Consider the following 20,198-nt stretch of genomic DNA (forward strand, 5'->3'; position numbering starts at 1 on the left):
GCTGCCCGGTTTGGGAGCCTTTTTAAAAACTCTAATCCAGCAAGCCCTCCAGTTGTTGAAGTTTTTCGTGGGCTGTTATCATATCGGTTCTTGGGGCGGCCATACGCAGGTCCCGCAGTTTCTCCAGCGCACTGAGCAGTGCCGGGAGCGGGGGGCCGCTGGCAGTAATCTGTTTCAGGTGTTTTTCCTCCATGTCGCCTGAAGGGGACTCGATGAAGCGGCTGACGAGCTGGTTGTGGTGTTGCTCTGCCGTATGTCCATGTGCCCGGCAGACGTCCAGGAATGCCTTTCCATTACACTGGAACCAGTCCTCTTGGTTTGATGATTCTGCGGCTTCAAGAAGCTCGTCCAGAAGGCTTTTGCGACGCAGGCAATCCATCAGGCGTTTTTGGTCTTCGGGAAGCATATAGGGCATTTTATCAACCATCATCTGGGCGTAATAGGGATCGTTGCCACGACAGAGCCCGAGGAGAAGGTCAATCTGATTGATCCCCGCAAAGTCGCCGGCATTGGCGCCTCGATATTCGGCCCGGCCGACCCTGTAGGGTTTATAATAGGGCCGGACACAATAAAAGAACCGGCGCACATCCAGGGTTTCAAACAGGACTTCGTTATAATGCGCCACGTCTTCCAAGGCCTCCCGGGCCGTTTTGAGAAGCAGCCAGGCGGCCTTGTTCGATATTCCTATAGGAGAAATCCGCATCAGGGCATCTGCCGCCCGCATATAAGAGAAGATACCCATGGTATTATAGTCAATGAAGATGAATTCATCCTTCAGGGAGGTAAAACTTTTCTGGACACCGTTGACGGCCCTGTTGCGGTCCGCAAGATGAGCCGTGGCGAAACGGGGCGCGACCCCCAGTGAGGCGCCGATATGCAGACCAAGGGCAGAGGCCTCCTGGAACGGAGAGCTTTTCTCCCGTGCCGGGTTGGTCAGTTCATGCCGTCTCAGGGCACCCAGAAAAAGCCCCAGGTTGCCGAGCAGGTCGTAGGCCCGGTCGAACCCTTCATCTGTATTTCCCTCGTTGACCAGCGGGCGGATCAGCTTGTTGCCTTCTTCCACGAGCGCGTGTTTGATGTCTTGCCCGATCTCCTCAATGTCCGCAGGATCTTCCCGGCAAAAATAGAGTTCTTCCAGGGCGGTATTCATCTCCACAAAGGACGTTCGGATCCAGTGATCGAATTGTTCAGTTGCTGTGCTCATTGATCTTTACCGTCGTTAAGGTTGGAAAAATAGGTTTCCATGCGGTTCATGGCTTCCTCAATCCTGTCGTAGGGCTCGGCCCCGAAACATATGCGCAGGTGGCCTTCACCGGCTGACCCGTAAAAAACGCCCGTTTCCACAACCACCCGGCATTTCTCGAGCAGCTCATCCGCGATCTCCCGGGATGCCTTGCCGGTTCCGGAAATGTCGGGAAAGGCATATATGGTGGCCTGCGGCACAGGGCAGGTTACGCCCGGCATCCGGTTCAGGCGCTGCACCACAAGATCGCGACGACGACAGTCGTCAGCAAGCATTTCCCGAATGCAGTCCTGGGGCCCCTCGAGGGCGGCCCGGGCGCCTTCCTGAACGAAGACATTCACATGGGCCACATCATTCATTGTCATTTTCAGAATGCCGGGGATGAACTTTTCATGGGCGACGATATATCCCACACGCCATCCGTCCATGGCATAGGCCTTGGTGAAGGCGAACAGGCTGAAGGTGCGTTCAAACATGCCGGGGAGGGAGGCAATGCTGACATGCCGGTTGCCGTCATAGCAGATCTGTTCATAAACTTCATCGGTCAGCACCAGAAGATCATGTTTGATGGCGAGTTCCGCCAGTCCCTGCAATTCTTCCCGGGAATAGACCCGGCCCGTCGGATTGGCCGGGTTTACCAGGCAAATCATCCTGGTTTTTTCGGTGATCTTTTCTTCAATCAGGGCGGGATCGATGGAAAAGTTATTATTCTTGTCCAGGGGGGCTAACACGACCTTGCCGCCGGCCAGCTCGATCTTGTTAATATGCTGGGGGTAATAGGGCTCCAGCAGGATCACCTCGTCACCCGGATCAAGGGCGGCCATGAGCACTGCGTAGGAGGCGTGCGTCAGGCCGTTGGTCACGATAATCTCGTCTTCACCGACTTGCAGGTCGTTATAGTCGGCGATCCGGTTGACGATTGCCCGGCGAAGGGACGCGTTTCCCGGAAAGTCTCCGTAATGGACCAGCCCTGACTGCAGCGCTTCGATGGTGGCATTCTTGATGTGTTGCGGGGTGTCAAAACTGGGCATTCCGACTTCAAGATGGATGACATCAATGCCCTGGGCCATCAGTTTTACGGCTTTCTGGTACATGCCAAAGCTTTTCGGCGAACTGCTGGATATACGGTCGGCGGGCCATTTCACGATGAGAGTCTCCTTTTGTTATATCTGGAGAAAGATGTAACAGAAGAAATGGGAAATTAATGGCCAAATATATTTGTAAAAATGATTAATTGTAGATAATATAATACGTAAATCTTAATTTTATGAAATTAATATCTATAGGGTATTAGAGTGGATTCAACAGATAAGCGAATTCTCAAAGCCTTGCAGAAGGATGGTCGCATGACCAACCTCAAGCTGGCCGAGGAAGTTAACCTTTCTCCCACGCCCTGCCTCAAGCGGGTACGGGCGCTGGAGGAAAAAGGCGTCATTGACCACTATTGCGCGGTCCTTAATCCCGAAAAGGCCGGATATGGTGTAAATGCCATGATCTTAATGAAAATTTCCGCCAATACCCGGGAAGCTGCCATGGAGTTTGCTGACGCAATTGCAAAAATCAGCGCCGTGACGGAGTGCCATACTGTTGCAGGGCGTTATGATTATATATGTCGTGTCTATGCACGGGATATGCGTGAACATGAACGCGTTGTACAGGATGAACTTAGCCGGCTTCCGGGTCTTTCTTCGATGGAAACGCTTTTTGTCCTCAGTACTGCTGTGGAGTTCAGAGGCTTCTCTTTTTAAGCATGGGCCCAAGGGGATAACAGGATAGGGACAGGTTCGGGCGGGTTCAGCCGCCACAGCTGCCGTCGCCTGTGCAATTTCCTCCTTAACCTATTGGGATTATTGAACGTTCCGGTGCATCCCCGTCGCATGATTCCAAAGATTTCCCTCTGTTCTTTAAGATGTATAAAACGCTATTTCTTCGGCAACTGCATTCTGTTTTCGCCAAAATGATTTGGATATTATGAGACGGTAAAACTCTTCTGGCGGCATTCACTCGGGCTGATGCCGAATTCCTGCCGGAAGGCCTTACTGAAGTGTGAGGTGTCGTTAAAACCGCAACGGAAGGCCAGTACAGTGATGGAAATATCCTGCGCACTGGGTTTGCCAAGCTCCACCCTGGCATTGATGAGCCGCTGTTGACGGATGTAGCCGGCAACAGTATGGCCTGTTTCGCTGAATACCTTGTACAGGACAAGTCTCCGGAAGAAATCTGTGCCGCCCGCAAGGATCTGATCGAGCGGGCCCGGTCGGGCAAGTTGACGGTGAGGGAAATGACCGGCGGCAGCTTCACCATCAGCAATTTGGGTCTTCGTCGGATCCAGTATTTTACGCCGATTATTAACAGGCCCCAGATCGCCATCCTTGGCATTGGTCAGGTGGTGTGCAAGCCTGTGGCGCTGGCGGTCGATGAAATCTCTGTGCGGCCCATGCTTGGTCTTTCCCTGACCAGCGATCACCGGGTCGTTGACGGCGATCCCTCCGGTAGTTTTCTGACTTATCTGTGTGATACAATTGAGAATTCCAGAGGAACTTTCAGTTGAGGGGAAACACCGACCGGATCAGATGAGTTTCATGTTTACAGTTACTATTTGAAGACAGATCAGGGGCCATTGCTGGTCCAGGAAGCTGCCGCCATAACTATATCTTAATCATCCCTGGGATCCGGCAGGATGTCGCTCCGAAAAGTGATAGTTGAAGTGTTTTGGGGAATCCCGTCTACTGGGAATACAACCGACAACATATAATGTGGAGGCAGAGGATGGTCTATCGGGGACCCGATCAATTACCAGCGGATCGTATTGTTGATTTCGATGTTAACATGCCGCCGAACCTTGAAAGAGGGTTCCATGAGAGCTGGCACAATTTGATCAGTTCTACGCCGCACAGGATCTTATGGACAAGGGAGAACGGTGGTCACTGGATTGTAACGGACGGCGCCCTGCTTCATGAATTTTTCCGGCAACCGGACCGGCTTTCCAACAAAGTCCTTTTTGTGCCCCGCAAAACCGCAGAACTGCACCAGCTTATACCAACGACCCTGGACCCGCCGGAACATACCCCCTATCGCAATCTGCTGAATAAGGCCCTGTCACCCGGAACGGTGCGTCGCGTATCCGGTCAGGTTCGTCAGGTCTCGGCTGAGCTTATTGACAGTTTTGCAGGTCGGGGAGAATGTGACTTCATTGCTGAATACAGCAGTCTGTTTCCGATCCGCATCTTTATGTCGCTGGTGGATTTGCCGGAAGAGGATGTGGACAGGCTTAAATACTGGTGTGATGCCCTTGTTCGCCCGAACCCGGACTTGTCTTTCAATGATGCAACGGCGTTACTGGTTGAATACATGCTGCCGATTGTTCGCAGCAGGCAGGGCGGGGCCGGTGGCGAGGATCTGCTATCGGAATTGATGACAGGTGAGGTGGATGGTCAGAGGATCACAGAAGAAAGTGCGCTCAAGCTTGCCATTCAGATACTCATTGCCGGTCTGGATACAGTGGTCAACATTCTCGGCTTTATCTGGCTTTATCTGGCCAGAACACCCGAGGTCCAGAAGCAGATTGCAGAAGCCGGAGACAGGATCGGGTTCGTGGAGGAACTGGTTCGTCGTTTTCCGGTGGTGTCCATCGCCCGGCTGGCCCAGGAAGATATTCAGGTCGATGATGTGATCATAAGGGCGGATGATGTTGTGGCAATGCCGACCATGGCTCACGGTCTCGATCCCAAGGCCAATGTCTGTCCCATGCAGGTGGATTTTGAACGGGCAAAGAAAAGCCATTCGACCTTCGGGGCGGGGCCGCATCGCTGCCCGGGTGCCCATCTGGCGAGAACGGAAATACTTGCCACTCTTGATGCCTGGTTCGACCGTATTCCGGCTTTCCGTTATGACGGTGACGGGCTTCCGAAGATGCATGGTGGCATAGTCGGCACCATGGAGAACCTGCCGTTACGCTGGGACTGACGGAAAGAGGTTTTAAAAAACGGAAGGTCAGAGTTTGACAATGACTTTGCCTATATTGGCGCCGGTAAACAGCTTGGCGTAAGCCACCAGCATGTTTTCCAAACCCTGGGTTTCGTCAAAAGGCATGGTGACTTTGCCTGCCTCAAGCCATGTTTTGAGCTGAGCGGTCAGTTGATTACCAATTTCAAAGAAATCAGGACAGAGAAAGCCACGCACGGTCAGGCGTTTCATCAGGATCTGGTCGAAATTGGACGGGCCTGGCAACCGTCCACCTTCAGCGTAGCTGGCGATCAGGCCGCAAACGGCGATACGCCCATGCAGGGCCATGTTGGGCAGGACGGCATCCAGAATCGGGCCGCCGACATTGTCAAAATAGACATCAATGCCGCCCTCGATTTTTTCAAGTTCTGAGGCGACATCGGAATTTTTATAATCGACGGCACCGTCAATTCTCAGGCTGTCAGTAAGAAATGCGCATTTTTCAGGGCCACCGGCTAGACCATAAACTTTGGCACCCATGACTTTTGCAATCTGGCAGGCCAGGATACCGGTCGCCCCGGCGGCGGCGGACACGAGTACCGTATCGCCGGCTTGTGTATTTGCCACTTCCCGCAGGCCGAGGAGGGCAGTCCAGCCATTCAGACCCACCACGCCGAAATGCTGACGGGGATCGGAAACATTTTCATCCATTATGCGCAAGTCGGAGAGTTCCGGCTTGACCAGAGAATAGTCTGCCCATTGACCGAAACAGCGTACAAAATCGCCTTCCTTGAAGGCCGTGTGCCGGGAAGCGACAACCCGGCCGAGGCCAAGCCCCATCATGGGGGAGTCCAGCGGCAGCGGTGGTTGATATGAATCTGTCCGCGGTGTCATCCACATACGCGTTCCCGCGTCAAGGGAGAGATATTCATTTTTGATCAGGACTTCGCCATCGCCTGTCTCGGCCAGCGGTGCGGTTTCAAGTGACAGGGCGGATTCGAAGTCATTACCCTCGGGGTATTTGTTCAGTTTCCAGAAACGGTTTGTTACCATAGTTGATGTTCGCTTCCGTCAGTCGAGCGGGGTACCGGTTGCTTTGGCAATGGCAGCTGTGTCAAAATAATAGGGTGTAATGCCGCAGATTTTGTCTCCGCGCAGATGAAAGACTTCAGTTATTTTCATGGCCAGACGTTCGCCGTTATGGCGGGAGGTCGCATGGAATGTCAGCAGGCACACAACATTATTCTCGGAAATGGTCATGTCATGGAATTCCAGATCAGGATCTTCCCAGAATTCGAAGACATGAGTATAGAGACGTTGTAGGGAATTCTTGCCGTTGAAGGTGCCACCAAAAGGCAGACTATCGGCCTCTATAATACAGAAATCGTCGGTCAGTTGTTCTTCAACCTCGTCCCATTTGCCTGCTGCCGTGAGCTCGTACAGGTGGTTAATCTGGTTTTTGATCTGATTGTAAAGGTTCGTATCCATTCTGAAAGTTCCTGTTTGCCGGTTAATGGTCGTGTTATGACGAAGTCAGCCACGTTCAGTTTAAAAAACGGCATGGGTCAAAGTAGAGTTTAATACTGGGTTTCGGAGGGCTTAAAGTCACCTGTGAAATTCAACAGGTGTAACATAGTCATATGTGGAAGAAGATGGGGGCGGAAGTGCAGGGGATTCTTGCGCGAATTCCCGTTGCAGCAGCCGTACTGTGGCAGGCTGAAATGAAAGGAATAAAAATCATGACACAGCTGGGAAGGCTTGATGGACGGGTGGTCTTGGTTTCAGGCGCCCTCAGGGGGATCGGCAGGGCTATAGCCGAATGCCTTGCGGCAGAGGGGGCGACAACAATTCTGACCGATCTGGATGCGGAAGACACTGCTGAAGTGGCAAACGCCTTGGAGACAATTGCCGGCGCCCATTATATCCGACTGGATGCAACACAGGAAGAACAATGGAAGGCAGCTGCCGAACATGTTGAGGCGGATTTCGGTCGCCTTGATGTCCTGGTGAATAATGTGGGTGCGGACCTGACCGGCAAGGTTCAGGATCTGGAGCTTGAAGCCTGGCACCGGTTAATGTCGCTTAATCTGGACTCTGTTTTTCTGGGGACCAAATATTTCTTTGCCCTTCTGGAAAAGGCCGGAAAACTGACCCCCTACGGTTCGAGCATTATCAATATCAGTTCCATTATGGGTATTGTCGGTCTTGGTGAGGTGTCCGCCTACAATGCCTCCAAGGGTGCAGTGCGTCTGTTTACCAAGTCAAATGCTCTTGAATTTGCTGAAAATGGTACACCGATCCGGGTCAATAGCGTTCATCCCGGTTTTGTCGAAACGCCGTTGCTACATAAGGGAATGGAAAAATGGGCCGCCCGGGCCGGTACGACGGCGCAGGCGCTGATTGATGCGATGGCTGAGGGTACACCGGTCAAACGATTGGCCCAACCGGTTGAAATTGGCAAGGTCGTGGCCTTCCTCGCCTGTGATGACAGTAGTTATATGACCGGAAGTGAAGTGGTCGTCGACGGTGGCTGGACAGCCCGCTAGGAATAGGAAAAAAGATGTCTCCATTTGATCTCACTGATACCGTATCGCTTGTTACCGGGGCAACAGGTGGAATTGGCCGTGCTACCTGCAAAGCCCTGGCAGATGCCGGGTCGCGTGTAATTGCGTCCGACCTCGCCGTACGCGCCGATGTGGAGGGGGCCGTTGAATATCGAAACCTTGATGTGACTGATGAAGCTGCCTGGTCAAATCTGATTACTCATATAACTTCCCAATATGGTCGCCTGGACAACCTGGTGAATAATGCCGGCATTTCAGTAACAAACTCGATCGCAGCGACTTCACTTGAGGAATGGCGAAAATGCCAGGCAATCAATGTGGAAGGGCTGTTTCTGGGAACCAGGACTGCGGCGGAAATTCTTGCAAAAAGCGGTGCAGATCGCCGGGGCGGTTCTTCCATCGTCAACCTGTCATCAGTCGGCGGCCTAAAAGGGGCAGCCTATATGGCAGCCTATTGCACAAGCAAGGGGGCCGTGCGATTGTTTACCAAAAGCGCTGCGGCGGAATATGCCATGCTTCAGAAACCGATCCGGGTGAACAGTGTGCATCCCGGCGGTATCGATACAGGTATGATGGATGAAATTTATGCTCGCTACGTCGAGGAGAGTCTTTTCCCGGATGAGGAAACAGCCCGCACGATTGTGTCGGCCGGTCACGCCATGGGACGTATGGGCGAGCCTGAGGAAATATCGGCCGGTATTGTATACCTCTGCTCACCCGGGGCCAGCTTTGTGACCGGTTCCGAACTGGTGATCGATGGCGGTATGACGGCACGTTAGAATTTGAAGGGATAGTGAAATGACAGACAGACTGAAAGGCAAGGTGGCCCTGGTGACCGGTGGTACGAATGGCATCGGCGAAGCAACTGTGCGCGGCTTTGTGGCCCAGGGAGCGAAAGTGGTCTTTACCGGTAACAACGAAGCCGCCGCGGAAAAGATATCTAGTGAAACCGGCGCTGTTTTTGTAAAGCACAGCGTGCAGGATGGCGACGGCTGGAAAGAGGTCATGAAGGCGATAGAGGATAACTTCGGCAGACTGGATATCGCTTTTGCCAACGCGGGAATTCACAGCGGTGACAGCGATATTGAAACAGTGTCGCTGGAAGCCTGGAAGAATATTGTCGACGTGAATCTGACCGGCTCCATGCTGACTTGTCAGAACGCCATCTCCCTGATGAAGAAAAATCCAGAAGGCCCCGGCGGATCGATTATTATCAACAGTTCGATCAATGGTATTCTGGCGCTGGCGGGGGATGTGACCTATTCCACCACCAAAGGTGCCCTGCGCCTTCTGGCGAAGTCGGTAGCAGTACATTGCGCCAAGGCGAAACTGAATATCCGTTGTAACACTATTCATCCGGGTGTTGTTGAGACCCCGCTGATCAAAGGGGCCATAGAAGGTGCACCGGATCCGAAAGCCGCCAGGGCCATGCTGGAAAATGTCTCCCCTATGGGGCGTCTTGGGCAGTCCGAGGAAATTGTTTCCCTGGTGGTCTATCTTGGTTCAGATGAGTCACGCTTTGTGACAGGCGCAGAGATGGTCATAGACGGCGGTTCAACGGCGGGATTGCCGGGCGTGTGAAAAATGCCTCTCCCAATGTAGGAGAGGCATCATTCAGCTTTCAAAATAAATCAGAATTTTTGGGTCGAGCTGACCTGGTGAAGACTTACGTCATTGCTGTATTTTCCGTCAAAATCCGACAGCAGCTTGACGATGGCAGGCTGTGCCAGATGTACTTCCAGTGCAGCCTGGTCACGCCAGCCCTCCATGGCGACAATGCTGCAGCCCTTCTCATCTTCCATTGCCATATGATAAAACAGGCAGCCGTCTTCCGCGCGGGAAGGTTCAACCAGCTCCTTTAGCCGGGCATAGAGAGCAGGAAGGGTTTCCTTGTCGGTTTTGATTGTGCCGGTGATAACGATCATCGGGAGTCCTTTTTTGTTGATCTCAGATGTTTACGGAGCGGGCTCAGGTCTGGTGACGTACCCGGAAGGTGCGCTGTTTCAGCAGCCATTTTCCGTTCCGTTTCACTAGTTTGTCGTTATATTCACCACGCGCCCGCTTGTCCTTGCCGGTTTCCGGATCGTCATAGACTTCGGAAATATAGGCTCGAGCCGCGGCAGTATCCCCATCAACCCGGATCATACCGATACTGACGCTGAAACTCAGCTTGGGGTAGTTGGGCATGGCGGTGCGCCACATGTCCACAATGGCCTTTTTGCCGGCAACAGTGCCCAGTTCAGGATAGTCCGGCAGATCCCACTGGCTGTCATCAGCCCACAGGGAAGCCCAGGTTTCTTCATCATACTGGTTGACGGCGTCAGCATATGTTTCAAGCACTTCGCGGATCGCCATGCGATCTTCCAGTGGTCCGGTGAAATTCTTGGTCATGTGCCATCCTTTTTTGTTATTTTGCCATACCATATTCTAGGATTTCTCTGGATGAATGATACTCGCGAAAACCACAGGTTAGTAATACTTTTCCCTGAGCAATCGCCGCAAAACCTTGCCTGACGGGTTACGGGGCAGGCTGTCTGTAAAATCTATGGATTTCGGTGTTTTGTAGCCGGCGATCCTTTTCCGCGCAAAAGCAATAAGCTCAGCGGGATCCGGGGTGCAGCCCTCGACCGGAACGACGATCGCCTTGACGGCTTCCCCCCATTTGGGATCGGGCACACCGATAACGGCTACGTCGCTGACGTCGGGATGGCTGTAAAGCGCGTTTTCCACTTCAGCCGGATAAACATTCTCCCCGCCGGTGATGATCATGTCCTTGATCCGATCGGCCAGGTAGATATAGCCGTCCTCATCCATCCGACCGGCATCTCCGGTACGCAGCCAGCCGTCGCTGTCTATGGTATCGGCAGTGGCTTCCGGCAGGTTGTGATAACCCGCGAAGTTTGCAGGAGAACGGGTTGCAATCTCCCCGACATTGCCGCAGGGCAGGGTGTTGCCATCAGGATCAATAATTTTGATTTCCACACCAGGCAGGGGGATGCCTACACTGCGCATGCGTTCGTTACCCGCCGGGTCATGGTCTTCGGGCGGCAGCCCGACAACGGTGCCGGCGGTTTCCGTCATGCCGTACATCTGGGCGAAACCGCAACCAAACACCCTGATGGCCTGACGCATCAGGTCCAGCGGGATGGCTGATCCACCATAGCATATATATTTCAGAAAACTGAAATCGGTATGTTCTGCATCGGGATGATCGCAGACGATCCGCATAGCTGTGGGAACCAGCATGATTTTGGTGATTTTATAAGAGACCAGAAGATCAAAGACTTTTGCCGGATCAAGCTCCCGGACAATGACACCCTTGGCTCCGTGCTGGAGGGTCCAGAGGCCCCAGCCGCTGCCGCTGATATGAAAGACAGGCATGGCGATCAGGCTGACATCCTGTGCTGTCCAGCGATACCATTCAGGCATTTCGTCAGCTGCCATATTGCTCCGCAGGCCGAGCAGGCTGCGGTTGGTGAGGAGAGCCCCCTTGGGATTGCCCGTTGTTCCCGACGTATACAGTTGCAATACCGTGCCATCGTATGCGGCGTCACGACAGGGGTCCTGGTCGCTGTGGGCATTCCGCCAGTTCTTAAATGACTGATGGCCCTTTGTTTCTTCGGTGGTAATGACCGGAATGGAAAGTTTTGTATCCAGCCGGTCCAGAAACTCAGGATCACACAGGATAAACCCGGGGGCGCAGTCGCCCATGATATAGGCGACTTCAGGCGGGGCAAGCCGCCAGTTCACGGGAATCAGGATAACCCCGGCCTTGGCCGCACCAAACCAGTATTCAAAATAACAATCACTGTTCTTGCCGAGAAAGGCGATCCGGTCGCCGGGTTCCAGGCCGGCGTCGATCAATCCGTTGGCAACCTGGTTGCTGTGTCTGTCGAAATCCCGATAGTTTGTCTCCCGTCCTTCAAAAATCAAAGCAAGATTGTCCGGCGTTTCCGCGGCATGGAAACGCACCATGTCTGCGATGCTCCTGTGAGAGGACGGATTTTGCCCCCGGGTCTGTGATGTGGGTTCTGTATTATTCATTGCTGTGAAAGACGTTCCTGTACTCTAAGTCGGCGGTAAATTCCTTTTGACGATCAGTATAGGGATTTCAGTCATATTTTGCTCCTATTGATACTGATAAAAATGCTAGTGCAGATTGTCCCGGCGCTCACTAAGATGGATAGCAGGCAATATAGGTGAGTCTTGCGCGGCCTGCGCCGTTAAATACGGACCTGCACACTCGGAAATTTATTATTAGGAGATTTCAATGGACCTGGGACTGAAGGGGAAAAAAGCCATACTTATCGGGGCAAGCCATGGCATTGGTCTGGCAACTGCAAAAGTGCTGGCGCAGGAAGGCTGTGACATTGCCCTCTGTTCCCGCTCGCAGAAAAGTGTAGACGAGGCGGTCAAGGCTGTTTCCGAATATGGCACCAAAGTTATTGGTGGTACTGTTGATGTGACAGACAGCATGGGACACGGCAAGTGGATTGCAGACGCTGCCGAACAGCTCGGCGGGTGTGATATTTTTATTCCCTTCACATCGGCAAATACGGGCGTGGACGATACCGAAGGCTGGATGGTGGTTCTCAACACGGATGTTTTGCCGCTGGTCAACGGGATCAAGGCGGCACTGCCATATCTGCAGAAATCCGATAGTGGATCTATTATCACGGTTTCCTCTACCGCTGCACTCGAAGAATTTATGGGGGCGTTTCCCTATAATGCCCTTAAGGCGGCGGTGTTGAACTACAGTTCTGCTTTGGCCCAGCAACTGGCGCCACAGGGCATTCGGGTAAACTGCATTTCTCCCGGTCCGGTTTTCATGGAAGGCCGGGCCTGGGATCAGGTCAAGGAAGGCATGCCCGAATTTTATGAGGGAATTCTGAGCCAGATTCCCATGGGACGCATGGGCACCGGGGAAGAGGTGGCCAGGGCTATTGTCTTCATGGCCTCACCCGCCTGTCAATTTATGACCGGGGCCAATCTGGTGGTTGACGGAGGACTGACCAAACGTGTCAATTTCTAGGAGAGCAAAGCCATGACCGAACAGCAGACAGGAAAGAAAATTCGATGTGTACTGGTAGCTGGAGGGCTGTATCATGATATCGATTTTGCACGTCTGGAGATTCTTAAGATTTTGGCTGAAGATAACCAGATAAGAGTACGTGTTTTTGAGGATTATTCCAATATTGAGGCAATCAGGGAAGCTGACTTTCTGGTCAGCTACACCTGTGATGTGATCCCCTCGCTGGACTCTCAGGAGGCTCTGCGTGACTTTGTCAAAAACGGCGGACGCTGGTACGCCCTGCACGGGACAAATTCCGTGCTGCGCCTGCTGGATAGCGGTCTGTTCGATGCACCGCGATGGGCACCGCTATTTATGGATATACTGGGCAGCCAGTTTATTGCCCATCCTCCAATCGCGCCTTACAAGGTTACCGTGGCAAACCCGGAACATCCCCTTGTCGAGGGCATCGAAGCTTTTGAGACAACTGACGAACAATATCTGATGGATCGTCATGGCGATCTTGATGTTCTTCTGGAGACCGAGTTTGAGGGAGAGGCAACAGGGTTTGTCCAGAATCATTGGAAAAAGGACAAGCACCCGGTGCTCTATATCAAGGGGCTGGGCGAGGGTGCCGTCCTGTATAACACTCTTGGTCACTGTCGGGGACATTACGATATGGAACCGTTGCTCGATTACTGGCCCAGCGTTGATCGCTGCGCCTGGGATCTGCCGGTTTTCTATACATTGCTCCGGCGCGGTATCGACTGGGCAAAGGAACCGGCAGTGAAGATTTCTCTTCCCTGATTGAGAAAAGGCCTGTCCGTTGGACAGGCCTCGGATTTTTGGAATTATGTAAGACGGCGAACCGGCAGATGTTCCATGCCGGGCTCTTCATCCGGAACTGCAACTTCTATCCAGCCGTCTTCTGTTTCGCGAACAGGGAACAGTTTCAGGGGTTTGTAATTTGCGCCACCGATATTTTCCCCGGTCTCAAGTTTGAAACGGGCGCTGTGCAGCGGACACATCACCGACCCGGACCTGATTCTGCAGTCCGGGGCAAACTCTGCTGCAGCATGGCTGCAACGGTTGATGAAGGCATAGAGTTTACCTTTGTCCCGACAAATGGCGACCGGCCAGCCATTGACAATAAAGGGCAGGGCGACCCTTTCCTCAATATCTTCGGATTTGGCGATGCGGTGGTAAGTCTCACTCATGAACTAAACATACCTTCTTTTTCCAACCATTGTCATTCTTGATTTGCAAATTAAACTGTTGCGGCCAGTTGGATGTAACGGTGAAGTTCGAAGTCGCTGTCCCCGAACAGGGAGGCAAAGAGCAATGTCTTCTTGAACGCCTGACCTACCATCAACTCCTCTGTCGTACCGATGCCGCCATGTAACTGGATTGCCTCTTCACCGAGTTTGACGGCATTTTCGCTAATAAAGGATTTTGTGCCAGTAAGCGCCACCTGCCAGGAAGAATTCTCCATGTCCTTGGTGACAACCCGATAGAGTTGTGACCGGCTGAGCTCCAGGCGTTTGTAATTATCTGCCATGCGGTGTTGTATGACCTGGAAACGCCCGATGGGCTGGCCGAACTGCTGGCGAGTTTTTACATAGTCGAGTGTCGCCTCAAACATCAACTCCATCAGGCCTATGAGTTCCGCACAGATGAAGAGCTTGGCCCCGGAAATTGTTTCTTTCAGTTCTCTGATTCCGCCCGCCATTGGTTCTGAAGTGACGTCAATAAGCTCCAGGTCGCTGGCCAGACTGCCATCTGTCAGCCTGTAATTCCGTCTAACAAGTCCATCTGCATTCGCCGGAACCAGATAAAGGCCGAGGTCACTATTTTTATCCATTGCGGACACTATGAAGGCATCTGCAAAGGGACCGCCCAACACCAGCTGCTTTTTGCCGTTGAGGATGGTGCGCCCTGACTTTGTTACACATTGGGTTTCAACAAGGTCCGGATTAAATCTTGCTTGCTTCTCGCTGTGTGCGAGGGCGACAAAGCCTTTCCCGGATATAATTTTTTCCAGCCATTGTTCTTTCTGGCTTACTGTGCCGGCTTTTTCCAGTAGGCATCCGGCCAGAAGAACAACCGGCAAAACCGGCTCGGTTGTCACTCCACGTCCCAGAGCTTCCGCCACGGTTATCAGTTCAACCTGGCCGCCGCCGAAACCGCCAAGGGCTTCGGCAAAAGGAAACGCCAGAACACCCATCTCGGCCAGCAGCTGCCAGCCTTCCGGATCGAAACCATTTTGTTGCCGGACATAGTTCAGCCGTTTGACCGGGTCATATCGGTCGCTAACGTATTTTTCGATCAGGTTACGGAGCAGGGTTTGCTCTTCTGTCAGGTCAAAATTCAAGCTGCTGTCTCCAAATATTTGTGCTGCAGCGGTAAGCCGCCCATATATCTTTCTGGGAGGATAGGGGAACTATAGACCGAATGCTGCCTGCATTTTTCGATAGGCTGGCCATGTTTTTTGTTACAAAATCGGAAGGGGCTCAAAAAACCTATTACTAGTAATAGGGTGAATCGGTTTGATGCAAAGTTGTGGAAATGGTATTCTATGCCCTTGGGAGAAAATATAAATCGGGAGAATGATCTATGGGAAGTGCTTCTTTATATGACGTGGCGGCCCGTGGTTTCCATACCAACTGTGATCGCATCACAATAACCACAAAAGCAGATATACGGGGTGCTGCAGAGGCTCTTCGAGACATTGCAAAGGAACTGGGCAATTTTCGGGTAGCTGCTTGCGCCAATATTGCCTCCAAGCAACCAATGGAAGATGCGGATGGCAATGTTCTGGCCTCGGAGGTATTCGGATGGGCGACCTCAAAGGATCAGTGGTGGCAAAAACCGCAGCTTGCCCTAACATCGCCGTTGCCAATCGCTTGCCGTTACGAAAGTGAACCCTTCTGGGCCAATACTGACGGGATACGGACCCGCGCGATTAACCCGCTGCTGGATTCCATTGACCTGACTCATTTTGGTGAAATGGTCAATGCACCGGCGGTGATTGTTGTACCTATTCACCTGCCATTCGGCCAGATTGCGGCAGTAAGTTTCTCACCAATTAACAATCGGCGAGATGATTTGTCCGAAGAATTCGAGGAATATTCCGAAGCCCTCGAATATTACGCCCGAAAGTTTATCAACGGATATAGCCGGGTGACCAGTCATCGACCCTGGATTCCAAAAAACTGCCGCCTGACCAAGCGGGAAGTGGAATGCCTGCGTTGGGCCGCTGTGGGTAAGACCGATGTTGAGACTGCTATGATTATTGGCCGCAGTTGTGCAACGATCCGTTTCCATATCCACAATGCTGCAACCAAGCTCGGGGCTGTGAACCGGAGTCAGACTTTGTTTAAGGCGACTCAGCTCGGCTATATGGGCAGTGTGGCCGTTCATGAGAGTACCAGGGACGAATTGACCAATATGACAAACTAATGCCTGGCTCATGCAGGACATGAAGTGAATCCCGCGTCTCAGGCGCGGGATTTTTATATTTATGTGCTGAACTCTGTCCGCAGAGGTACTTTTCTTGCTAACCTATATTTTCTCACAGAAGATTTTTGACTGAGCCTTCCTATAATCAAATCATGGAAATTAATGATTATTCGGGAGCCGCATCATTACTACGACAGTCGCCATAGCCGAAGGACTTTTCACCGAGGGTGAAAAACCTTGCCTGATTGGGGGGCGTAACAAGCAGTCCGGCAAAACGATCTTCCCTTGTCCGGACGACACAGAGCTCTATGACCCGGTTGAGTTGCCGCGCAAGGGCCATCTGTGGTCCTGGACGATACAGCGTTTCAGACCCAAGACCCCTCCCTATGCCGGGCCCGAAGAATTTATTCCCTTTGCCTTGGGCTATGTGGAATTGCCGGGCGTTGTGATTGTGGAGACGCGGCTGGTTCAAGCGGATTTCGACAAGCTCAAAATCGGTATGGAGATGGAAGTTGTCCTCGAACCGCTTACAACAGATAGCAAAGGACGACGGATTATGACTTATGCGTTCCGACCGACAGGCGAGGAGGCATCTGATGAGTGATGTTTATATCGTTGGAGTTGGGATTCATCCCTTTGGCCGGACAGAAGGGCGTAACGGCCTGCAGCAAGGTGCTTTTGCGGTAAGACGGGCGCTTGAGGATGTGGGACTCGACTGGACGGACATACAATTCGGTTACGGCGGATCGGACAGTTCCGGTAACGCGGATACCATTGTCAACGATCTTGGTCTGACCGGTCTGCAGTTTATTAATGTTTCCAACGGATGTGCGACGGGAGGCTCTGCCCTGTTCGGTGCCTACAGCGCCATCAAATCGGGAGAGTTTGATATCGGTGTTGCGCTTGGTTTTGACAAACATCCCCGCGGCGCTTTCAATCCCGATCCATCTGAATGGGGACTACCGGCCTGGTACGGGGAAACCGGCCTGATGCTGACCACGCAGTTCTTTGCCATGAAAATCCAGCGCTATATGGAAGCTCATGGTATTTCCAATGAAACACTGGGACGGGTCGCGGTCAAAGCCTTCGAGAACGGGGCGAAGACAGATCATGCATGGCGCCGGCAGCCGGTGGCCCTGGAAACAGTTCTGGAAAGCCAGATGATCAGTGATCCGCTTACCAAATATATGTTTTGTTCCCCGGCTGAGGGCGGGGTTGCCCTGATCCTGGCCAGTGAAAAAAAGGCTAAGGAGCTTGGCCGAAATCAGGTGCGGATCAAGGCCGCTTGTGTGCGGTCGCGCCCGCCCGGATCATTTGAGGTTTTTGCGCCTTGCCTGGATATAGAGCGGGGAGGGTCGGCAACCAGTATTGCCTCAAAAGCCGCCTATGACATGGCAGGCATCGGGCCGGAGGATATTGATATCGCTCAACTTCAGGACACAGAGTCCGGCGCTGAAATTATGCATATGGCCGAGAATGGTTTTTGTGCGGATGGGGAACAGGAACAATGGATTGCCGAGGGCAGAACCAACCTGAACGGCAGTCTGCCAGTCAACACAGACGGAGGATGCCTGGCCTGTGGCGAGCCGATTGGCGCCTCGGGCCTGAGGCAAGTTTACGAGAATGTCATGCAGCTCAGGGGTGAGGCCGGCGCGCATCAGGTGGCGGGAGATCTTAAGACAGCCTACACACATGTATACGGTGCGCCGGGTATTTCCGCTGTTACTATTCTGGAGCGATAAGTATTTCACATGGACTTGAATTTCACACAGGAAGAAGAGGCCTTTGCCGAGGAAGTCAGGGCATTTCTTGACAAGAATTTGCATCCCTATCTCTCGGAAGGCATGAGGGCCACTCCGTCAGTGTTCGTCGAACCGGATATCGGGGGGGAATGGCAGCGTATTCTGAATGAAAAAGGTTGGTTGGCCTATAACTGGCCAAGGGAATATGGCGGCACCGGCTGGACCCCTATGCAACGTTATATTTTCGAGCGGGAATGCGCTTTGGCGGATGCGCCGGGGCTTCCCGTGCTGGGGCTGAAGCTGCTTGGTCCGGTGATCTGTAATTTTGGTTCGGAAAAACAGAAAGCAGTTATTCTGCCCCGGGTTCTGTCCGGGGAGAATTATTGGTGTCAGGGTTTCTCTGAACCTGGAGCAGGATCAGACCTGGCCAATCTGAAAACCCGTGCTGTTGTAAAAGACGGCCAATATGTGATTAACGGCCAGAAGATGTGGACGACACATGCTCATCACGCCACCCATATTTTCTGTCTGGTACGTACCGATCCGGAGGCCAAACCGCAACAGGGCATCAGTTTTATTCTTGTGGATATGGACCAGCCAGGCGTAAAGGTTCGACCGATCATAGGATTAGCGGGTGATCATGAGGTTAACGAAGTATTCCTTGATGACGCTGTTGCACCGCTGGAAAATCTGGTCGGAGAGGAAGGCCAGGGCTGGACGATTGCCAAGTTCCTTCTGGAAAACGAACGAGGCGGTGCCTGCCATGCGCCCAAAATTTTGTCGGACGTTAGAAAGATTTGGCGCGCGGCAGGGACAGAGCCGAATGGATTTGGCGGCACCATGAGTGAAGACCAGTCCTTTATGGGAGATCTTGCACGGGCGGAGCTTGAAGCTCAGGCTCTGGAAATGACTGAGCTCCGCATTCTGGCCCAGATGTCCAAGGGATTACCGCCTGGACCGCAGACATCATTATCCAAGCTCGTTGCCTCGGACCTGCGTCAGCAGGTGGATGGACTCGCGATGAGACTTTATGGTTATTCGGGGCTTGTTCTTGTGACGGAGCGGCCCCTTTATGGGAATGAAAGCCCGGAACCTCTTTGTACAAAGGAGGCTCAGCTTGCTGCGCCCCGGTACCTGAACAGCCGGGCCTGGTCAATTTTCGGTGGCACCAATGAGGTGCAGCGTGGCATTATTGCCAAAATGGTGCTTGGCCTGTGAAAAAGGCAGGCAGGGAAGAAAAATAAAATGGGAGAAGGATGAGATGCAACTGAAGAGCGACGCCTTGTTGCAGGCCTATCGCCAGATGAAGGTGATCCGGGTTTTCGAGGAAAGATTGCATGATGAAATCCTGACAGGGGAAATCGCGGGTTTTACACATCTTTATGCCGGTCAGGAATCCGTAGCGGTCGGGGTCTGTGAACATCTGGGACCCACAGATTATATCATTTCCACCCACCGCGGTCATGGCCATTGCCTGGCCAAGGGATGTGACGTCATCGGCATGATGAAAGAGATTTATGGCCGTCGTGACGGCTTGTGCAAGGGCAAGGGCGGTTCCATGCATATTGCTGACGTGGATAAGGGAATGCTTGGAGCCAACGGAATTGTCGGCGCCGGTGCGCCCCTTGCTGTTGGCGCCGGGATTTCTGCCAAGGATACGGGCAATGTCTCCATCGCCTTTTCCGGTGACGGGGCCTGTAACCAAGGCACGACTTTCGAGGCCATGAATCTAGCCGTAGTGCTGAACCTGCCGGTGATTTTCGTTTTTGAGAACAATCATTATTCAGAGCATACCGGCGTTGATTATGCCGTCGGTTCCAAGGATATAGCAGGACGCGCGGCAGCTTTCGGTATGAGGGCGGAGAAGGGGGACGGCACCGACTTTTTCGAGGTATACCGGATCATTGATGACCTGATCAAACACTGCAAGGCAGGCAAGGGACCGGCGGCCGTAGAGTTGGATACGGAGCGCTTTTTCGGACACTTTGAAGGCGATCCCCAGCGGTATCGCGGGAAAGGGGAGCTGGACCGTATCCGCGAGGAACGGGATTGTCTCAAGATTTTCCGCAAAAATGTGGCTGAAAAAACCTTACTGGAAAGTGAGCAGCTTGATGCCATTGATGAGGAAGTAAATGCTCTGATCGACAGGGCTGTCCAGGAAGCGCGCGCAGCAGAAAAGCCTGGTGCAGAGCACGTCACAGAAGACGTGTATATAAGTTACTGACAGAGGGAAT

24 protein-coding genes are annotated in these 20,198 nt (G+C 52.8%); 13 read left to right on the forward strand and 11 right to left on the reverse strand.

The annotated features are described in order from the left end of the window. Nucleotides 1-31 precede the first annotated feature (31 nt). The gene (locus ACORNT_RS10885; protein WP_321390412.1) at nt 32-1,204 is read right to left on the reverse strand and encodes a PrnB family protein; all 1,173 of its coding nucleotides are present in this window, start codon (nt 1,202-1,204) and stop codon (nt 32-34) included. Further along, the gene (locus tag ACORNT_RS10890) at nt 1,201-2,388 is read right to left on the reverse strand and encodes a pyridoxal phosphate-dependent aminotransferase (RefSeq protein ID WP_321390414.1); all 1,188 of its coding nucleotides are present in this window, start codon (nt 2,386-2,388) and stop codon (nt 1,201-1,203) included. Before ACORNT_RS10890 ends, ACORNT_RS10885 begins: the two co-directional genes overlap by 4 nt. Nucleotides 2,389-2,538: 150 nt before the next feature. Here ACORNT_RS10890 and ACORNT_RS10895 point away from each other — a divergent pair, with 150 nt between their 5' ends. Then, complete coding sequence (locus ACORNT_RS10895; protein WP_321390418.1) at nt 2,539-2,991, forward strand: Lrp/AsnC family transcriptional regulator; 453 nt, start codon at nt 2,539-2,541, stop codon at nt 2,989-2,991. A gap of 221 nt (nt 2,992-3,212) precedes the next feature. Here the strand turns inward: ACORNT_RS10895 and ACORNT_RS10900 are convergent, their stop codons facing one another. Continuing rightward, nucleotides 3,213-3,482 (reverse strand): helix-turn-helix transcriptional regulator, encoded by a 270-nt coding sequence (locus ACORNT_RS10900; RefSeq protein WP_420717566.1) that lies wholly within the window; start codon nt 3,480-3,482, stop codon nt 3,213-3,215. On the opposite strand from ACORNT_RS10900, the gene ACORNT_RS10905 reads away from it, so the two are divergent. Next, nucleotides 3,390-3,794 carry a 2-oxo acid dehydrogenase subunit E2 gene (locus ACORNT_RS10905; RefSeq protein WP_321390421.1) on the forward strand — a complete coding sequence of 135 codons (405 nt, stop codon included), beginning with the start codon at nt 3,390-3,392 and terminating at the stop codon, nt 3,792-3,794. The two genes, ACORNT_RS10900 and ACORNT_RS10905, sit on opposite strands and share 93 nt — an antisense overlap. A 218-nt stretch (nt 3,795-4,012) precedes the next feature. Continuing rightward, nucleotides 4,013-5,209, forward strand: a complete 1,197-nt coding sequence (locus ACORNT_RS10910; RefSeq protein ID WP_321390424.1) for a cytochrome P450 — start codon at nt 4,013-4,015, stop codon at nt 5,207-5,209. A 27-nt stretch (nt 5,210-5,236) separates the two neighbouring features. Here the strand turns inward: ACORNT_RS10910 and ACORNT_RS10915 are convergent, their stop codons facing one another. Both ACORNT_RS10915 and ACORNT_RS10920 read right to left on the reverse strand, forming a co-directional pair. Next, nucleotides 5,237-6,241: an NADP-dependent oxidoreductase gene (locus ACORNT_RS10915; RefSeq protein WP_321390427.1), complete on the reverse strand. Its 1,005-nt coding sequence runs from the start codon at nt 6,239-6,241 to the stop codon at nt 5,237-5,239. Between the two features lie 18 nt (nt 6,242-6,259). After that, a complete protein-coding gene (locus ACORNT_RS10920; RefSeq protein WP_321390430.1) occupies nt 6,260-6,676 on the reverse strand; it encodes a nuclear transport factor 2 family protein in 417 nt (138 codons plus the stop codon). Nucleotides 6,677-6,927: 251 nt separating this feature from the next. On the opposite strand from ACORNT_RS10920, the gene ACORNT_RS10925 reads away from it, so the two are divergent. From ACORNT_RS10925 to ACORNT_RS10935, 3 genes are read left to right on the forward strand one after another with little or no spacing between them, the layout of a single operon-like run. After that, a complete protein-coding gene (locus ACORNT_RS10925; protein WP_321390434.1) occupies nt 6,928-7,734 on the forward strand; it encodes an SDR family NAD(P)-dependent oxidoreductase in 807 nt (268 codons plus the stop codon). 14 nt (nt 7,735-7,748) lie between these two features. Continuing rightward, nucleotides 7,749-8,531 carry an SDR family NAD(P)-dependent oxidoreductase gene (locus ACORNT_RS10930; protein ID WP_321390436.1) on the forward strand — a complete coding sequence of 261 codons (783 nt, stop codon included), beginning with the start codon at nt 7,749-7,751 and terminating at the stop codon, nt 8,529-8,531. A 19-nt stretch (nt 8,532-8,550) separates the two neighbouring features. Continuing rightward, the gene (locus ACORNT_RS10935; RefSeq protein WP_321390438.1) at nt 8,551-9,333 is read left to right on the forward strand and encodes an SDR family oxidoreductase; all 783 of its coding nucleotides are present in this window, start codon (nt 8,551-8,553) and stop codon (nt 9,331-9,333) included. Nucleotides 9,334-9,383: 50 nt separating this feature from the next. Here ACORNT_RS10935 and ACORNT_RS10940 read toward each other — a convergent pair whose 3' ends face one another. The 3 genes from ACORNT_RS10940 to ACORNT_RS10950 all read right to left on the reverse strand — a co-directional run bounded on the left by ACORNT_RS10940 (nt 9,384) and on the right by ACORNT_RS10950 (nt 11,796). Beyond that, the gene (locus ACORNT_RS10940; protein WP_321390441.1) at nt 9,384-9,677 is read right to left on the reverse strand and encodes a putative quinol monooxygenase; all 294 of its coding nucleotides are present in this window, start codon (nt 9,675-9,677) and stop codon (nt 9,384-9,386) included. A gap of 43 nt (nt 9,678-9,720) precedes the next feature. Continuing rightward, entirely contained in the window at nt 9,721-10,143 is a 423-nt protein-coding gene (locus ACORNT_RS10945) for a nuclear transport factor 2 family protein (protein ID WP_321390444.1), read from the reverse strand. 78 nt (nt 10,144-10,221) lie between these two features. Next, on the reverse strand, nt 10,222-11,796 hold the full coding sequence (locus ACORNT_RS10950) for a fatty acid--CoA ligase (protein ID WP_321390445.1): 1,575 nt from the start codon (nt 11,794-11,796) through the stop codon (nt 10,222-10,224). Between the two features lie 226 nt (nt 11,797-12,022). Between ACORNT_RS10950 and ACORNT_RS10955 the strand changes: the two genes are divergently transcribed. Both ACORNT_RS10955 and ACORNT_RS10960 read left to right on the forward strand, forming a co-directional pair. Further along, nucleotides 12,023-12,784, forward strand: a complete 762-nt coding sequence (locus ACORNT_RS10955) for an SDR family NAD(P)-dependent oxidoreductase (protein ID WP_321390446.1) — start codon at nt 12,023-12,025, stop codon at nt 12,782-12,784. A gap of 12 nt (nt 12,785-12,796) precedes the next feature. Then, nucleotides 12,797-13,570, forward strand: coding sequence for a ThuA domain-containing protein (locus tag ACORNT_RS10960; RefSeq protein ID WP_321390449.1), 774 nt, complete (start codon nt 12,797-12,799; stop codon nt 13,568-13,570). A gap of 44 nt (nt 13,571-13,614) precedes the next feature. On the opposite strand, the gene ACORNT_RS10965 is transcribed toward ACORNT_RS10960, so the two are convergent. Both ACORNT_RS10965 and ACORNT_RS10970 read right to left on the reverse strand, forming a co-directional pair. Continuing rightward, the gene (locus tag ACORNT_RS10965; RefSeq protein ID WP_321390451.1) at nt 13,615-13,980 is read right to left on the reverse strand and encodes a Rieske (2Fe-2S) protein; all 366 of its coding nucleotides are present in this window, start codon (nt 13,978-13,980) and stop codon (nt 13,615-13,617) included. A gap of 50 nt (nt 13,981-14,030) precedes the next feature. Then, nucleotides 14,031-15,134: an acyl-CoA dehydrogenase gene (locus ACORNT_RS10970; RefSeq protein ID WP_321390453.1), complete on the reverse strand. Its 1,104-nt coding sequence runs from the start codon at nt 15,132-15,134 to the stop codon at nt 14,031-14,033. A 242-nt stretch (nt 15,135-15,376) separates the two neighbouring features. On the opposite strand from ACORNT_RS10970, the gene ACORNT_RS10975 reads away from it, so the two are divergent. Beyond that, nucleotides 15,377-16,222, forward strand: a complete 846-nt coding sequence (locus ACORNT_RS10975; RefSeq protein WP_321390456.1) for a helix-turn-helix transcriptional regulator — start codon at nt 15,377-15,379, stop codon at nt 16,220-16,222. 166 nt (nt 16,223-16,388) lie between these two features. Here ACORNT_RS10975 and ACORNT_RS10980 read toward each other — a convergent pair whose 3' ends face one another. Continuing rightward, on the reverse strand, nt 16,389-16,562 hold the full coding sequence (locus ACORNT_RS10980; RefSeq protein ID WP_321390457.1) for a hypothetical protein: 174 nt from the start codon (nt 16,560-16,562) through the stop codon (nt 16,389-16,391). Here ACORNT_RS10980 and ACORNT_RS10985 point away from each other — a divergent pair. The 4 genes from ACORNT_RS10985 to ACORNT_RS11000 are packed head-to-tail and all read left to right on the forward strand — an operon-like array spanning nt 16,545 to nt 20,188. After that, nucleotides 16,545-16,826 carry a Zn-ribbon domain-containing OB-fold protein gene (locus tag ACORNT_RS10985; protein WP_420717496.1) on the forward strand — a complete coding sequence of 94 codons (282 nt, stop codon included), beginning with the start codon at nt 16,545-16,547 and terminating at the stop codon, nt 16,824-16,826. The genes ACORNT_RS10980 and ACORNT_RS10985 overlap by 18 nt on opposite strands. Continuing rightward, complete coding sequence (locus ACORNT_RS10990; RefSeq protein ID WP_321390461.1) at nt 16,819-17,964, forward strand: thiolase family protein; 1,146 nt, start codon at nt 16,819-16,821, stop codon at nt 17,962-17,964. Before ACORNT_RS10985 ends, ACORNT_RS10990 begins: the two co-directional genes overlap by 8 nt. A 9-nt stretch (nt 17,965-17,973) precedes the next feature. Next, nucleotides 17,974-19,182 (forward strand): acyl-CoA dehydrogenase family protein, encoded by a 1,209-nt coding sequence (locus ACORNT_RS10995; RefSeq protein ID WP_321390465.1) that lies wholly within the window; start codon nt 17,974-17,976, stop codon nt 19,180-19,182. Between the two features lie 43 nt (nt 19,183-19,225). Beyond that, a complete protein-coding gene (locus ACORNT_RS11000) occupies nt 19,226-20,188 on the forward strand; it encodes a thiamine pyrophosphate-dependent dehydrogenase E1 component subunit alpha (protein WP_321390468.1) in 963 nt (320 codons plus the stop codon). The last annotated feature ends 10 nt before the right edge of the window (nt 20,189-20,198 follow it).

Origin of the sequence: Emcibacter sp., from assembly GCF_963675455.1 — a bacterium.
Lineage (GTDB): Bacteria > Pseudomonadota > Alphaproteobacteria > Sphingomonadales > Emcibacteraceae > Emcibacter.